Consider the following 16,123-nt stretch of genomic DNA (forward strand, 5'->3'; position numbering starts at 1 on the left):
TTCCCGCTAGCATATATGGCTGGGTAAATCGGATTCTGTCGCTGGGTTATGTCACACCAAAGGCACAATACAGGGACAATATCCGGTAAAACAGGCGGAGGATTTTACGGAGTGTGGCAGGGGATGGCAATGCGTGACTATGCAAAACAGCGCAGGAATTATGCAAACAGCAGGGCGGCAGGCGCCGCCCTGAGGAGGATTACTTAAACAGGTCAGCCGTGACGGTCAGGTTACCGCCACTCTGGTTCTGCCACTGACGGGTAACGTGGTAGAACTTGGCACCTTTGTCCGCCGCACGCTTCGCCACTTCTTCTGAAATCTCAGTTGGCGTACCGAAGTGACCGGTGAAGGTTACGGTATCGAACGGCTGCATCTGCGCAGCAGTAATGGCATTCACTTCCTGCACCGATTTGCCGTTTGGCAGATTAACGGTATAGCGCTTGCCGGTAGAGCTTTGGGTTTCGAAGAAACGGCCCACTTTGTTGCTTGGCGTTTCAGACGAGGCCACGCCTGGAATCTCTACGTTAGCCGCCGCAGCGCCACCGGTTGCCAGTGCGGCTTTACCCGCTTCTGAATCGGCAGGAATCGCATTCGGTGTCTGCACCGCGCGCTCTTTAGCATCCGCTTTATAGACATAGGCGGTGACATACTGATTGCCGCCGCTGTTGGCATCGATCTGGCGAACGATAAAGAAGGAGGCTGCGCCTTTCTGTTTTGCGGCTTTCGAAATTGCGTCGTTTACATCCGGCTGGCTGGCAAAGAAGCCGCTGACCGAAACGGTATCAAAGGGTTCGAGTTTATATGCTTCTGCTTTTGGCAGTTCGTTTACGCCGTTGAAACGACGGTAAGTCGTTGACTCTGTGGCTGCCGGGGCATCGGCTTTATAGAGGTCAGCCGTAACGCGCCAGTTACCGCTGTTACCGTTGCTGTCGTTGATCGCCTGGATGTAATAAGAGGCCGCGCCCATCTGATCTGCACGCTTAGATACCGCATCGGCAGCGTCGCCAATTGCGTTGAAACGGCCGGTGATATTAATACGTTCGAATGGCTTCAACGCGGCCGCTTTTTCTGGCGTAAGTTCCTGCGCAGCGAATGCGTTGGCTGCCAGCAGGGACAACAGAGTGGTCGCCAGAATAGTGTTCTTCAGCTTCATAAAAATAATCCTTCGCCTTACGCAAAAATGAGTACGAAAACGTGCTGGACTCTTGATGTATAACAGAATAGCCGCTGATTATTGCATGTTATAAACAGACTGTCGCAGCGATTTTTTGTGTCAGATCGCGTTATTCAACCATGATTTTTTCATTTGTTTGTCATCAAACGCAGTTATGGCCAGTTTTAGTGATAGTTACCACTAAAAGCGGTAACTGTTAGCGATAAAATAGTTAATGCATTGTTAAATAAAGGTTTTTGTTGTTGATTAATTCGTCCGGGTACAATTATCTCTGGCAGATTATCTGCCTGTGAGACTATTTTGCAGTGGGATAACGCAGGTTTCTTAACAGAACACTGCATAATTGGGTGAATGTCATCACTCTGCCTAGTCGCTGTAGATCGCTCGTCACATTTTCAGTAGGTTATAAACACTTTGAAATACCTGCGTTTCGTCCAAAAGCGGCTGAAATCGCGTTTCAGTCGCGCTCTCGTGGTGCAGGTTCGGGCCATCATCCTTTAACCGATGAAAGGAAACACTATGTTAATTGGAATACCCAAGGAAAGGTTGCCAAACGAGTCGCGCGTGGCCGCCACGCCTAAGACCGTGGAACAACTCATCAAGCTGGGTTTCAGCGTCACCCTTGAGCATGACGCCGGTAAACGCGCCAGCTTCGATGATGAAAGCTATATCGCAGCCGGTGCCACACTCAGCGACAGAGAGCAGGTCTGGCAGTCCGATATCGTGCTGAAGGTGAATGCGCCGGATGACGAAGAGATTGCGCTGACGCGTGCGGGCAGCACGCTGGTCAGTTTTATCTGGCCCGCACAGAATCCCGAACTGCTGTCAAAACTGGCCGCACGTCAGGTCACGGTAATGGCAATGGATTCAGTGCCGCGTATTTCACGGGCGCAGTCGCTGGATGCCCTGAGCTCTATGGCGAACATTGCCGGTTATCGCGCCATTGTCGAAGCCGCCCATGAATTTGGTCGCTTCTTTACCGGTCAGATCACCGCAGCCGGTAAAGTGCCACCGGCAAAAGTGATGGTGATTGGGGCCGGTGTTGCCGGGCTGGCCGCGATTGGCGCAGCGGGCAGCCTGGGCGCGATTGTCCGGGCGTTTGATACCCGTCCCGAAGTCAAAGAGCAGGTGCAGAGTATGGGCGCCGAATTCCTCGAGCTCGACTTTGAAGAGGAAGCGGGCAGCGGCGACGGCTATGCCAAAGTCATGTCCGAGGCTTTCATCAAAGCTGAGATGGCGCTGTTTGCCAGTCAGGCCAGAGACGTGGACATCATTGTCACCACGGCGCTGATCCCAGGCAAACCGGCTCCGAAACTGATCACCGAAGAGATGGTCGCCAGCATGAAGCCGGGCAGCGTCATTGTTGATCTGGCGGCGCAGACCGGCGGCAACTGCGCGCTGACCGTCGCTGACCAGGTTACCGTCACGCCGAATGGCGTGAAAATCATCGGTTACACCGATCTGCCCAGCCGTCTGGCGACACAATCCTCCCAGCTCTACGGCACCAATCTGGTCAATCTGATCAAGCTGCTGTGTAAAGAGAAGAATGGCGAAATCCAGGTCGATTTCGAAGATGTGGTGGTGCGTGGCGTCACCGTGGTACGCGATGGCGAAGTGACCTGGCCAGCCCCGCCGATTCAGGTCTCCGCCGCGCCACAGGCTGCCGCTGCCGCCGCGAAACCGTCAGAAAAGATTGAGGCGAAGCCCGTTTCACCGTGGCGTAAATATCTGCTGATCGCCCTGGCTATTGTGCTGTTTGGCTGCCTGGCAAACGTGGCACCGGCCGACTTCCTCTCCCATTTTACCGTGTTCGCGCTCGCCTGCGTGGTGGGGTATTACGTGGTCTGGAACGTCAGTCATGCGCTGCATACACCGCTGATGTCCGTAACCAATGCCATTTCCGGCATCATCGTTATCGGTGCGGTCTTGCAGATGGGCCACGGTGGCTGGGTCACCTTTATCTCCTTTATTGCCGTGCTGATTGCCAGCATCAATATCTTTGGTGGCTTCACCGTCACCCAGCGCATGCTGAAAATGTTTCGTAAGGGGTAACACATGTCTGGCGGATTAGTCACTGCAGCCTATATTGTGGCTGCGATTCTGTTCATCTGTAGCCTTGCTGGTCTTTCGCGTCATGAGACCTCAAAGCGGGGTAATATTTTCGGTATCAGCGGTATGGCGATTGCGCTGATCGCCACCATATTTGGCCCGGACAGCGGTAATGTGGTCTGGATCCTGCTGGCGATGGTCATCGGCGGCGCTATCGGCATTCGTCTGGCGAAGAAAGTCGAAATGACGGAAATGCCAGAGCTGGTGGCGATTCTGCACAGCTTTGTTGGCCTGGCCGCAGTGCTGGTGGGCATCAACAGCTATATCGACCATGCGCCTGGCCTGCCAGCGGTGATGGAGAATATCCATCTCAGCGAAGTGTTTATCGGTATCTTTATCGGTGCCGTCACCTTCACCGGCTCGCTGGTGGCGTTTGGCAAACTGTGCGGCAAAATCTCTTCACGGCCGTTAGCGTTACCGCATCGTCACAAGCTGAATCTGCTGGCGCTGGTGGTTTCGTTCCTGCTGCTGTTGTGGTTTGTTAACACCAGCAGCACGGCTGTGCAGGTGTTTGCACTCTTGCTGATGACGGTCATTGCGCTGGCGTTTGGCTGGCATCTCGTCGCGTCGATTGGCGGCGCGGATATGCCGGTCGTGGTGTCGATGCTTAACTCCTATTCAGGCTGGGCCGCCGCCGCTGCTGGTTTCATGTTGAGCAACGATCTGCTGATTGTGACCGGTGCGCTGGTGGGGTCATCCGGTGCGATCCTCTCCTACATTATGTGTAAAGCGATGAACCGTTCGTTTATCAGCGTGATCGCGGGCGGCTTTGGTACTGAAGCCAGCAGTGGCGATGAAAGTCAGGAAGCGGGCGAGCATCGTGAGATTACGGCTGAAGAGACCGCTGAGATGCTCAAGGCTTCCAGCTCGGTGATTATCACACCAGGCTACGGCATGGCGGTAGCGCAGGCGCAGTATCCGGTCGCGGAAATGACTGCCCGACTGCGTGCGCTTGGCATCAAAGTGCGCTTCGGTATCCATCCGGTGGCGGGGCGTCTGCCGGGTCACATGAACGTGCTGCTGGCAGAGGCGAAAGTGCCTTATGACGTGGTGCTGGAGATGGATGAGATCAACGACGATTTCAGCGACACCGACACGGTGCTGGTCATTGGCGCTAACGACACGGTCAACCCGGCGGCGCAGGATGATCCCCGCAGTCCGATTGCGGGCATGCCGGTGCTGGAAGTGTGGAAGGCGCACAACGTGATAGTGTTCAAACGCTCAATGAACACCGGCTATGCCGGGGTGCAGAATCCGCTGTTCTTCAAAGAGAATAGCCAGATGCTGTTTGGCGATGCCAAAGCCAGCGTGGAAGCGATTCTTAAAGCGCTGTAATAAAAAAGGGCGGCTAATCAGCCGCCCTCTCTGTTTCTGAGGAGGATTAATCCTCCTCATCCTCTTCATCATCCAGGTCAATCGGCGATTTGAAATCGTCCGGCTTAAGCGCCAGCAGATCGCAACGCAGATGATCAATCACCTGTTCCGCCGTATTGCCGAGGAATGCCGCCGACAGTCCGGTGCGTCCAATCGTGCCCAGCACCACCACACCAGCTCCCAGATGTGCCGCCAGATCGGGGATGACCTCTTCCGGCAGGCCCTTAGCCACATGGGTGAACTCTTCACCAATCGAGAACTTCTGCCGTAGCGCTTTCATTGCCACCAGATGCTGACCACGGATCGCGTCGTTGTAGACGCTGGGATCAAAATCGGGCAGTTCGATAGCAATATTGATAGGGGTAATCGGGTAAGCACCGACCAGATGCACTTCAGTCTGATTCACCTTTTCCGCCAGGATCACCGTTTCACGAATCAGCTTCTGATTCAGGCCATCGTGATGCGGCTCTTCGCTGGCAAGATTGACCGCGACAATCGCTTTACCGCCTTCCGGCCACGGCTGATCTTTGACCATCCACACCGGACACGGGCATTTACGCAGCAGGTGCCAGTCGGTTGGAGTGAAAATCACTGACTCAAGGCGATCGTGCTGATGCGCCATCTTCAGCACCAGGTCATGCTGATGGGCGAGCACTTCCTGAATAATGGCTTCGTAGGGACGGTTGTGCCAGATCACTTTGATGTCAATTTCGACACCGGCATCAAGGTAAGCGCGGGCCTGCTCGCGGATCCATTCGGTACGCTGGCTGATCACGCCCTGGCGCATCGACGCGCGCTCATCCGGCGAAAGCAGGGTGGTCATCTCATATGAGAAGTCATAGATAGGCAGGAAGGCTTTAATTCTTCCGCCAAGACGTTGATTCAGATAGACCGCACGTCGCAGCGCGGGCTGATCGTCTTGCTGGGCATCAATGGCGACCAGAACATTTTGGTACTGGGACATGAGGCGTTCTCCTTAAACCAGAGCGACTGGAATAAAGATAGCCTATGTTGCACAGCGGAAGAAGTGAAAAAGTTACTGCCGGATCAACAAAATAAGATTTATTGATCCGGCTGAGGATCAGGCGGCCTGGTGGCTCTGACCCGCGAGCTCTTCCAGCAGGGCATGGTTTTCAATCGTGATGTACTTGCCTTTCACCGCCAGCATACCGGACTTCTGAAAACGCCCCAGCAGGCGGCTGATGGTTTCAACCGTCAGGCCCAGGTAATTACCGATATCGCCACGCGTCATGGTGAGGCGGAATTCGCGCTGTGAAAAGCCGCGCTGGCCAAAGCGACGGGAAAGATTCCAGATAAACGCCGCCAGGCGCTCTTCAGCATTTTTCTTCGACAGCAGCAGGATCATGTCCTGATCGCCTTTGATTTCACCGCTCATCAGACGCATCATCTGCTGACGCAGGGCCGGCATTTTGCCCGACAAATCATCAAGCGTTTCAAAAGGAATCTCACACACCATTGCCGTTTCCAGCGCCTGCGCAAAGCTGGGGTGGCTGGAGCCCATAATCGCGTCAAAGCCGACTAAATCGCCCGCCAGATGGAAACCGGTGATCTGCTCATCACCCTGTTCAGTGATGGTGTAGCTTTTAATGGTGCCGGAGCGAATCGCATACAGAGACTTGAGTTCATCGCCTGCTTTGAAAAGCGTTTGCCCTTTCTGAATGGGTTTTTTACGCTCAATGATATTGTCGAGCTGATCCAGCTCATGTTCATTTAGCGTAAAGGGGATGCAGAGCTGACTGATGCTGCAATCCTGGCAGTGAATGGCACAACCGCCCGACTGAATACGACGAATGCTGCGTTTTTCAGGGATCATAATGGTTTGCTCGACGATTATTGACTGGGGTCAATTTTAACATTTTTTGTGCTGAAGGGAACTCATCCGAGCAGTTTTACACTTACAAATATTATGGACTAAGCACACAACGACAAACGCTGATGTGACGGGCTTCTCAGAATCCCGACAGGGCCGACTGTCAAGAAAACTTTCCGCTTATGTGATCTGTCACACGCTTCTGCACTGGCAGTGACTTTCGAAAAAGTGGGGTGGGCCGTTGATTCCAGCTTTTGCTACGCTAACGGGTAAAGCGTGATTTGCACATTCCATCAATTTTAACCAGGTGTGAGAAAACCATGAACCTTGATGATAATGATCTCTTTCGGGATGCCATGGGCGATGTCACGCCGTTAAAAGACACCACCACAACCTTGTGGCTTAAAGCACCCTCAACGAAGGCGCCACGAAAACCGCCAGGTGAATCGGAGGAGGAGAATTTCCTGACCCGGGGCGATCTGGAGATCGTTTCACTCAATACCCCGCTGGAATATAAAGCCGACGGCATTCAGCAGGGGATTCTGGATAAACTGCGCAGAGGAGAGTATCAGCTGGATGCCAGCCTCAACCTGTTGCGGCAACCGGTCGAAACCTGTCGTCAGGCGCTCTTTAACTTTATGATGCAGGCGCACAAACAGGGAATGCGCAATCTGCTGATCATCCACGGCAAAGGTCGTGATGATGAATCGCATGCCAACATTGTGCGCAGCTATCTGGCGCGCTGGCTAAAGCAGTTTGATGACGTACAGACCTTTTGCGTGGCCCAGACCCGGCATGGCGGGGCCGGGGCGCTTTATGTCGGATTGCGCAAAACCGATAAAGCACGCCTTGAAAACCGCGAGCGGCATGCGAAACGCAGCCGCTAACTGTGAAACTTACGGATGGTGGACATCAGCACTTCAGCACTCAGGCTCAGCTCTGCGCCGGTGCGGGTAATGATGCCCACCGGTTCGCCCGGCCCGGAAGAGGCGATCGGCAGCGCACAAACCGCGTTGTGGCTCAGATCCTCTTTAATCGCCCCTGAAGGGACGAACCAGATGTAGTCGTAGCGAAGAGCCAGCTGGCGTGCCAGTGAAGTCGAAGAGGTCTCAATGCAGTGAGGCGGAAGGGTGCAGCCCTGTTCATCCAGCATCTGCTGGGCAATCCGGCGCGGAGCGGTGCCCTCGGGCGATATCACTACCGGCCACTGCATCGCACGCGAAAGCGTGACGTTGTCACTTAACAGCGGGTGTTCCGGCCTGACTACCAGCTTGAGTGACTCCAGAAACAGCAATTCATAGGTCAGCCCGGTCATCATGGCGCTGTCCGCCATCCGGCCAATGCCGATGTCGAACTCACCGCCGCGCAAGCCCGCCAGCAGCACATTATTGTGAAGTGTCGCCACCTGAATGGTGGTGTTGGGCTGCAATTGATGAAAACGATCCAGGATGCGTGGCAGCATCCCCATCGCAGCAGTGGTCAATGCCCCCAGCCGGATAATCACCGGCGCATCGCCCGGCTGCTCATTAAAACTCTGTCCGGCATGGTTCAGCGCGTCGAGTACCCGTACCGCATGGGTCAAAAACTGCTCTCCCATGGTGGTAAGCTGCGCGCCCAGCCGGCCACGTTCAAACAGACGAACGCCAGTCAGCTCCTCCAGCTCATTCAGGGTCTTGGAGAGGGCAGGCTGGCTGAGGCTAAGCGTCTCTGCCGCCCGGCCCAGTGTGCCTTGCTGCGCAACCGCAACAAAGGTATGTAGATGGCGCAAGCGAATGCGCTGATTGAAAAGGATATTTTTTTCCATATCCTAAACTTAATGAGAATGACCGGCTTCAGGCAACTGTTAAAAATGAATTCTGTTAACTTTGCTGCAAATTTATTTTAACAAACGATTCGAAATGATCGCGTTACCCTTTAACTCTCTGATTAAAAAGCGCTCAGCCTGTTATGCCGCTGAAATACGCCATCCTCTGACTACGGTATATCAATAACTTAACGGATTAAAGTTGAATAATTCTCAATATCATATAAAAATCTGACCGCTTAAGGTTAACGATCGGCTATCATTAGCGCCGTTTTTTTTACTTAAACTGATGTCAGATTTCGTTACTCCAGAGGAGTGTTCATTGACCAGCGTCGAGGCGGTAGATGTCCGCCAGCTTATCAACCAGCAGGGGCTGAGCCACTGGCAAAAGCGGCTCATTGCGCTCTGTTTTATCGTGGTGGCACTCGATGGCATGGACATTGCGATCATGGGATTTATTGCGCCGACACTGAAAGCCGCGTGGGGGGTGAGCAATCATCAGCTCGGGGTCGTCATCAGCGCAGCATTAATCGGGCTGGCGCTGGGTGCCATGGTGGCAGGGCCGCTGGCTGACCGCTATGGCCGTCGCATGATGATTATACTCAGCGTCTTCTTTTTCGGTCTCTGGACGCTGGCAACGGCGCTGTCACAGAACATTGAGCAGATGATGCTGTTCCGTTTCCTGACCGGACTGGGACTGGGTGCGGCGATGCCCAACGTCGGCACGCTGGTGGCGGAATATGCACCTGAGCGGCGGCGGGCTTTTATCATCACGGTGGTGTTCTGCGGCTTTACCTTTGGTGCCGCCAGCGGGGGATTTGCTGCCTCCTGGCTGCTACCGCGCTATGACTGGCACTCCGTGCTGCTGCTGGGCGGTATTCTGCCGCTGCTGGTGTTGCCATTACTAATCCGCGGCCTGCCGGAGTCGGTGCGATTTCTTATCAGCCGTGGCGCACCGGCTGCCCGCATTCACGCCATCCTCGACCGGATGATGCCGGGCAAAACCGCGCCCGACTGTGCGTTTCACGCGCCTGAGGCCACCATGCCGGTGAGCGGCGCGATAGGCACCGTACTTTCACGCCGCTATCTGTTTGGCAGCACCATGCTGTGGGGCGGCTACTTTATGGGGCTGTTCATGGTTTACCTGATTGGCAGCTGGCTGCCGTCGCTGGTCAACACCCTGGGCATGTCAGTGACCGAAGCGGCGATCATCACCGCGATGTATCAGGCGGGCGGGACGCTGGGCTCTCTGTTTGCGGGCTGGATGATGGATCGCTTCAACGCTAATCTGGCGCTGGCGGCGATCTACGGCTGCGGCGGGCTGTTTATTGTGGCACTGGGCTTTTCACCCGCGGAAGTGGGTATGATGAGTGCGATCGCCTTTTGCAGTGGCTTCTGTTTCAACGGGGCCAATACCGGTATGAATGCCTTATCCGCCAGCTATTATCCTACCCACGCCCGCGCTACCGGTTCCAGCTGGATGCATGGAGTAGGCCGCATCGGCGCGATTTTAAGCGCCTTCGTTGGCGCAGAGATGATGTCTCTTGGATGGTCTTTCAGCGTTATCTTTCTGCTGCTGGCAATACCGGCTGTGATCACCACCCTGATGCTGCTGTTAAAAAACCGCTACGGCTTTAAGCCGATCACAGATTCGTGATTTTTTCCGCTGAGGCCAGCCTGTTGCATTACATTAGCAGCAACGCTAACGGTGTCAGGTGGATAAGATGGACAACTTTTTCAGTGCGGATCTCATCCGCACCCGTTTCTCTCAGGCGATGTCAGCTATGTATCAGCAGGAAGTGCCGCAATATGGCACGCTGATGCAGCTGGTGGCGACCGTCAACGACCGCGCGCTGGAAGCGGATATCGCGCTGAAAGATCGTCTCACCGCAGCCGATGAGATCGACCGACTCAACCTGGAACGTCACGGTGCGATCCGTGTGGGCACGGCAGATGAATTAGCCACACTGCGGCAGCTGTTCGCGGTGATGGGAATGCACCCGGTTGGCTATTACGATCTCTCTCAGGCTGGTGTGCCGGTGCACTCCACGGCGTTCCGGCCGGTCACCGATGCGGCGCTGCGGCGCAATCCCTTTCGGGTCTTTACCTCGCTGTTACGCCCTGAACTGATCGACGATCACGCGCTGCGTGAAAAAGCGGCGGAGATTCTTGCCGCGCGCGACATTTTCACCCCCCGTTGCCGGGCGCTTCTGGAACTGCATCAGCAGCAGGGCGGATTAACCGACGAGCAGGCCACTGAGTTTGTTACCGAAGCACTGGAAACCTTCCGCTGGCATGCCCATAGCAGCGTGGACAGTCAGACCTATCAGGCGCTGAACCAGCAGCATCGGCTGATCGCTGACGTGGTCTGCTTTCCCGGCTGCCACATCAACCATCTCACGCCGCGCACGCTCGATATTGACCGCGTACAGCAACTGATGCCGTCGCGCGGTATCGATCCGAAAACCCTAATCGAGGGACCACCGCGTCGTCAGGTGCCGATCCTGTTACGTCAGACCAGCTTCAAAGCGCTGGAAGAGCCGATCATCTTTCAGGATGGGCATCAGGGAACCCATACTGCACGCTTCGGTGAAATTGAGCAGCGCGGCGTGGCGCTGACGCCTCAGGGCCGTGCGCTCTACGATCGGCTACTCAGCGAGGCGGGAAGCGGTCAGGATAATCAGCAGCATCAGCAACATCTGGCGGCGATTTTCCGTGACTTCCCCGACGACGAAACCACGCTGCGCCAGCAGGAGCTGGCCTGGTTCCATTATCGCCTGAGTGAAAAGGGCATCGCGACGCCGCCGGCTCAGGGTGAATCGCTGGAGACCCTCATCGAAGAAGGTCGTGTGCTGGCAGACCCTATCATCTACGAAGATTTTCTGCCCGTCAGCGCGGCGGGCATTTTCCAGTCCAACCTCGGCGATCGGGCGCAGGTTCGTTCGGCGGGACAGGCGAGCCGCCAGGCATTTGAAGCCGCGCTGGGCGCTGTCGTGCTGGATGAGATGGCGTTATACGAAGAGCGGCAGCAGCGCTCGCTGGCGCAGTGCGGCTTACGGCCAGACTGACGCCCCTGCGGGCAACAGGCGCGTTGCCCGCAACGCTTTCTCTGCACCCGCCCTGCTAAGGCCAGTGGACCTGAAGTGGGGCAACGCGGGTAATATGCTGACAGGACTGGGGAAAAACAACGCTTTACCGCTCAGCGCAGGTTTACCCGCGTGAGTATCTTAATCTATTAGCAGACTGACTGATTAACAGCCGCACAACCGCACGTGATAACAGAGCAACGACGCGCCACTCCGGCGCTGGCAGCGTCATTGACCAATTGCGAAAAGATAAACAACGTTGAATCATAACCGTAACTGACTCTCTGCACCTGTTGATGAGCATGTTCACGCCTGCCCCTCACGCTTCGGCATATTCTGCAAATCCCTTCCGTACCTGGACATTGCTGGCGGGCCTGCAAATAATGGAGGGACGTTTGAACAGGGAAACAGGAATGAAAAACGAAACAGGTCTGAGGATCATGACTGCTGAGGGGGAGTTGCGTGGATGCATGGACGATGACCTTTTCGTATTCAAAGGCATACCTTATGCGGCGGCACCGCTTGGCGCACTGCGCTGGCGTCCGCCACAGCCGGTTACGCCCTGGCAGCAGGTGCGCGACGCCACCGCGTTTGGGGCTTCCGGCTGGCAAAATCGCACTTACTGCCAGGCCGTGGGCGGTGGCGATCCGGGTGAGTTCAGCGAAGATTGCCTCTACCTTAATGTCTGGACGCCCGATGTCGCGCCCGTGAAACCCCTGCCGGTAATGGTATGGCTGCACGGTGGTGGCTACACCATTGGTGCTGGCGGGCTGGCACCTTACAACGGCAAGCCGATGGCTTCACGCGGCGCGGTGGTGGTGACGCTCAACTACCGGCTAGGCCATCTCGGTTTCTTCTCTCATCCGGCCCTGGATGCTGAATACCCTGTTGCCAGCACGGTGAACAATTTTGGCCTGCTGGATCAGATTGCCGCACTGCAGTGGGTGCAGCGCAACATTCCTGCCTTTGGCGGCGACCGCCGCAATGTGACACTTTTCGGTGAATCCTCAGGCGCACGCAGCGTACTGTCACTTTGCTGTTCGCCGCTGGCCGAAGGGCTGTTTCATAAAGGGATCGTGCAGAGCGCCTACAGCCTGCCTGACACGCCGCTGAAAAAAGCGCGTCAGCAGGGTATGGCGGTGGCCCGCCATTTCGGTCTGCCGCCCGATGCCAGCGCTGATGACCTGCGCGCACTGCCTGCCGATGCCTTCTGGTCGCTGGAAGGGCCGCTGGCGATCCCGCCGGTGCCGATTGCGGGTGATGCTGTCCTGCCTGAACCGATGCTGAAAACCTTTATGGCTGCAAAACAGCACCGTCTGCCGCTGATGGCGGGCAGCAACAGCGATGAAGCCAGCGTGCTGGAATATTTTGGCGTGGATGCCACCGCGGTGCTGCATCAGTTACGCGATAAAAATCGTCTCACTTACCGGACGCTTAAATGGATGTATGACATTCATGACGATCAGCGGCTGGGACGTGCCGTGGCGCGCGATATGGCCTTCAGCCTGGTGCCGTGGCTGGTGATGCGTGCGCAGCACAATGCCGGAATGCCAGGCTGGCGCTACTGGTTTGATTATGTCTCTGAACATGCCCGTGACCTCTATCCGCACGGCACCTGGCACGGCAACGAAGTGCCTTATGTGCTGAACACGCTGAGTCAGATGCCGGATCCCAACGAAGAACGACCCTTCAGTGAGGCCGATCGGGCGTTTGCGGCACGGGTCAGCGAGTACTGGTTTACCTTTGCCCGTGATGCTACGGAATACAAGCATCAGCTGGAGGGGGAAGTCGTGTGGCCAGCCTGGCACCCAGGCTCTGACGTGACAATGTCACTCGGTGATGATCGGAAGAGCGGGCTGGTTCTGAAGCGGAACTTTATGCGCGCCCGTATGCGGCTTTTCCGTCTCTTAATGAGTCGTATGGTCAGGCTTTAAGCGGCGGCTCATGGTTAGCCTGCTAACCATCAAATTGCGCGAATGGAATTAATCTGCTTTTTAAAGGTTAACCTGCTGAATAAAAGGGCTATAAAGTGAAATTTGCCTTAGGGACGCTGTAAAATATTAGGTAACAAAACAGTTACATCTTCACAATCGCATGCCGATAAACCTCCTATGCCCGACGCTTGCGGGTCAACGTGTATAGGATTTTGGTATGGGAATGCTCAAAAATTTTACCATTCGCGCAGTGATGCTCTCTATTCTGGGACTGTTTTGTTTACTGTGGAGCGGCGTCGGGCTGTATAGCATTCACTCTCTTGGCGCGCTCAGCGAAGGGAATGATGTGGACCGTCATCTGGTTGAGCAAATGACGGTGCTGAGCAAAGGCAACGATCAATATTTTCGTGTCATCACGCGCTTATCCCGCGTGATGGAAAGCAAAGCCGCAGGTCAGACCCTGAACGATGAGGCTTATGCTCCGGTGCAGCAGGCGCTGGACAGCATGACCCAGCAACTGGCGCGCTTTAAACAACTGGCACCCGGCCCGATGAACCCGGATGTCGTGGATGGGGTGATTCAGAGCTGGCAAAAGCTGCTGGATGCGGGCGTTACTCCACAATTGCAGCTGGCCCGTCAGGCCTCGCCTGATGCTTATCGTCAGCAGGCAAATAACGTCACGCCCCCACTCAGTCGTGCCTTTGGCATCAGCGCAGAGAAATTCAGCCAGGGCGCAGCTGAAAAGCTGGATGCAACCCGGGTTGAAGTGGATCACCTCACCGCGATGACCAAAACGATTATTACCATCACGGTAATTATCGGCCTGTTTATTCTGCTGTTTACCGACCGCTATCTGGTGGCGATGCTGGTCCGTCCGCTGGAAAGTATTCGTACCCACTTCGCGGTAATTGCCACGGGCGACCTGAGTCAGCCGGTATCCGATTTCGGACGCAACTGCGTCGGTAAACTGGTGCCGCTGCTGAGCGCCATGCAGGATAGCCTGCGTGAAGCGGTCAGCGCCATTCGCAGCGGCACTGAGAATATCTCGCGCGGTGCCGCAGAGATTTCTGCCGGTAACAACGACCTCTCTTCACGTACCGAAGAGCAGGCCGCTGCGCTCGAACAGACTGCGGCCAGCATGGAGCAGTTGACGGCCACGGTAAAATTCAACGCCGATAATGCCCGCCAGGCCAGCCTGCTGGCAGAAACCGCCACCACCACGGCACAACGTGGCGGTCAGCTGGTCAGTGAAGTCGTCAGCACTATGGATGGCATCTCAGGCAGCTCGAAGAAAATCGCTGAAATCACTAACGTGATCAACGGCATCGCTTTCCAGACCAATATTCTGGCGCTGAACGCCGCCGTCGAAGCGGCACGTGCTGGCGAACAGGGGCGGGGTTTTGCGGTCGTTGCCTCTGAAGTGCGTAACCTTGCACAGCGCAGCGCCAATGCCGCGAAAGAGATTGCGACGCTGATTGAAGATTCGGTTCAGCGTGTAGGTAAAGGCGCCGAGCTGGTCAGCACCACCGGCGGCACCATGAACAATATTCTGAAATCGGTGCAGGATGTTGATGCGATCATGAAACAGATTGCCTCCGCCTCGGAAGAGCAGAGCAAAGGCATCTCTCAGGTGGGTGCTGCAGTAACCGAAATGGATAGCGTGACCCAGCAGAACGCCTCACTGGTTGAAGAGGTTTCTGCCGCGGCGAGCGCACTGGCATTGCAGACAGAAGCGCTGCAGGCCTCTGTGTCGAAGTTCCGTCTCTCCAGCAACCGCCAGACCGCACCGGTCATCACGAATAAACCTGCCGCGCCGAAAGCAACCGTGCTGAATGCGCCTCAGGCTAAACCGGCGGATAACGGCGACTGGGTCACTTTCTGATCCCTGCACAGCCACGCCACCAGCTCCGCCAGGAACGGTGGCGCATCCTGCGCGGGCCGTTGCAGTAAACTGTAAACGGCACCGGTTTCTACCTCGCCAGCGAACGGCTTAATCAGCCTGCCGCTGGCTATATCACTCTCCACCAGATTGCTGTCGGCCATCGCCACACCAAACCCCTGAATCGCTGCACTGATCGCTAAGTCCATGGTGGCAAAATGCTGGTTCCGCTTCATGTTCAGCGTCACCTGCTGCGCATGCAGCCAGCACTGCCAGTCACGCGTATCTGCCGTCGGATGCAAAAAGGTCATTGTGGCCAGTGCCGCCGGGGAGTCCGGGCGGGGTTGATCGGCTGCCATCACTGGCGTCAGCGACTCACTGAACAGGCAAATTCCGTCAGGGTGCGGCTTACCATAGACAATCGCCACATCGAAGTTCTCCAGCTGCGCGGCATGATCCAGCGTGGTGGTCAGGGCCACATGCAGTTCAGGACGATGATGCTCCAGCGCCATCAGCCGGGGCACCAGCCAGCGCATCGCACAGGTTGGCGCTTTCAGGCGAATGCTGACCTGACTACGGCGGACCTTCTCGCTGGCCTGAACCATCAGCTCAAAACCCTGCTGTAAGTCGGGCAGCAGCGCCGCGCCCTGAGGGGTCAGGCGCAGACCGCGCGCGTGGCGGTCAAACAGCGTCACGCCCAGCCACTGCTCCAGGGCGGCAATCTTACGACTGACGGCGCCCTGCGTCAGGCAAAGTTCGCGGGCAGCGTGGGTCAGATTGAGATGTCGGGCGGTCACCAGAAAGGCGTGAATGGCATTAAGCGGCAGCGATAAGCGTGACACGGTGAACCTCAGCTATGCATTTTTGTCATGGCTATTATGACGACATTTCGCTTGCCGACTCAAGTCGCAGCCCGTTGAATAGCTATTTAC

At 56.0% G+C, this 16,123-nt stretch carries 12 protein-coding genes; 7 read left to right on the forward strand and 5 right to left on the reverse strand.

Features of this window, described 5'->3' with window-relative positions; translation table 11 throughout:
* Nucleotides 1–199 precede the first annotated feature (199 nt).
* Nucleotides 200–1,153 carry a DUF1471 family protein YdgH gene (gene ydgH / locus ACX8ZY_RS09840; protein WP_010244673.1) on the reverse strand — a complete coding sequence of 318 codons (954 nt, stop codon included), beginning with the start codon at nt 1,151–1,153 and terminating at the stop codon, nt 200–202.
* Between the two features lie 540 nt (nt 1,154–1,693).
* Between ydgH and pntA the strand changes: the two genes are divergently transcribed.
* Together pntA and pntB are read left to right on the forward strand one after the other, a co-directional pair.
* A complete protein-coding gene (gene pntA, locus ACX8ZY_RS09845) occupies nt 1,694–3,226 on the forward strand; it encodes a Re/Si-specific NAD(P)(+) transhydrogenase subunit alpha (protein ID WP_010670207.1) in 1,533 nt (510 codons plus the stop codon).
* Between the two features lie 3 nt (nt 3,227–3,229).
* A complete protein-coding gene (pntB, locus tag ACX8ZY_RS09850) occupies nt 3,230–4,618 on the forward strand; it encodes a Re/Si-specific NAD(P)(+) transhydrogenase subunit beta (RefSeq protein WP_010670206.1) in 1,389 nt (462 codons plus the stop codon).
* A gap of 46 nt (nt 4,619–4,664) precedes the next feature.
* Here the strand turns inward: pntB and uspE are convergent, their stop codons facing one another.
* Both uspE and ACX8ZY_RS09860 read right to left on the reverse strand, forming a co-directional pair.
* On the reverse strand, nt 4,665–5,621 hold the full coding sequence (uspE, locus tag ACX8ZY_RS09855; protein ID WP_010244683.1) for a universal stress protein UspE: 957 nt from the start codon (nt 5,619–5,621) through the stop codon (nt 4,665–4,667).
* Between the two features lie 117 nt (nt 5,622–5,738).
* Entirely contained in the window at nt 5,739–6,491 is a 753-nt protein-coding gene (locus tag ACX8ZY_RS09860) for an FNR family transcription factor (protein WP_010244686.1), read from the reverse strand.
* A 317-nt stretch (nt 6,492–6,808) separates the two neighbouring features.
* On the opposite strand from ACX8ZY_RS09860, the gene smrA reads away from it, so the two are divergent.
* The gene (gene smrA, locus ACX8ZY_RS09865; RefSeq protein WP_045140320.1) at nt 6,809–7,375 is read left to right on the forward strand and encodes a DNA endonuclease SmrA; all 567 of its coding nucleotides are present in this window, start codon (nt 6,809–6,811) and stop codon (nt 7,373–7,375) included.
* Here smrA and ACX8ZY_RS09870 read toward each other — a convergent pair.
* Nucleotides 7,372–8,292 carry a LysR substrate-binding domain-containing protein gene (locus tag ACX8ZY_RS09870; RefSeq protein WP_010670205.1) on the reverse strand — a complete coding sequence of 307 codons (921 nt, stop codon included), beginning with the start codon at nt 8,290–8,292 and terminating at the stop codon, nt 7,372–7,374. The genes smrA and ACX8ZY_RS09870 overlap by 4 nt on opposite strands.
* A 322-nt stretch (nt 8,293–8,614) precedes the next feature.
* Between ACX8ZY_RS09870 and ACX8ZY_RS09875 the strand changes: the two genes are divergently transcribed.
* From ACX8ZY_RS09875 to ACX8ZY_RS09890, 4 genes are all read left to right on the forward strand, one after another.
* The gene (locus tag ACX8ZY_RS09875) at nt 8,615–9,949 is read left to right on the forward strand and encodes an MFS transporter (protein ID WP_045140321.1); all 1,335 of its coding nucleotides are present in this window, start codon (nt 8,615–8,617) and stop codon (nt 9,947–9,949) included.
* 67 nt (nt 9,950–10,016) lie between these two features.
* A complete protein-coding gene (gene hglS / locus ACX8ZY_RS09880) occupies nt 10,017–11,360 on the forward strand; it encodes a 2-oxoadipate dioxygenase/decarboxylase HglS (protein ID WP_421665375.1) in 1,344 nt (447 codons plus the stop codon).
* Nucleotides 11,361–11,791: 431 nt separating this feature from the next.
* Complete coding sequence (locus ACX8ZY_RS09885; RefSeq protein ID WP_154209983.1) at nt 11,792–13,312, forward strand: carboxylesterase/lipase family protein; 1,521 nt, start codon at nt 11,792–11,794, stop codon at nt 13,310–13,312.
* Between the two features lie 217 nt (nt 13,313–13,529).
* Nucleotides 13,530–15,194, forward strand: a complete 1,665-nt coding sequence (locus ACX8ZY_RS09890; protein WP_010244706.1) for a methyl-accepting chemotaxis protein — start codon at nt 13,530–13,532, stop codon at nt 15,192–15,194.
* On the opposite strand, the gene ACX8ZY_RS09895 is transcribed toward ACX8ZY_RS09890, so the two are convergent.
* A complete protein-coding gene (locus ACX8ZY_RS09895; RefSeq protein WP_167429708.1) occupies nt 15,152–16,033 on the reverse strand; it encodes a LysR family transcriptional regulator in 882 nt (293 codons plus the stop codon). The two genes, ACX8ZY_RS09890 and ACX8ZY_RS09895, sit on opposite strands and share 43 nt — an antisense overlap.
* Nucleotides 16,034–16,123 lie beyond the last annotated feature (90 nt).

The sequence above is a fragment of the Pantoea sp. XAF26B01_ASV70 genome, from assembly GCF_054512635.1.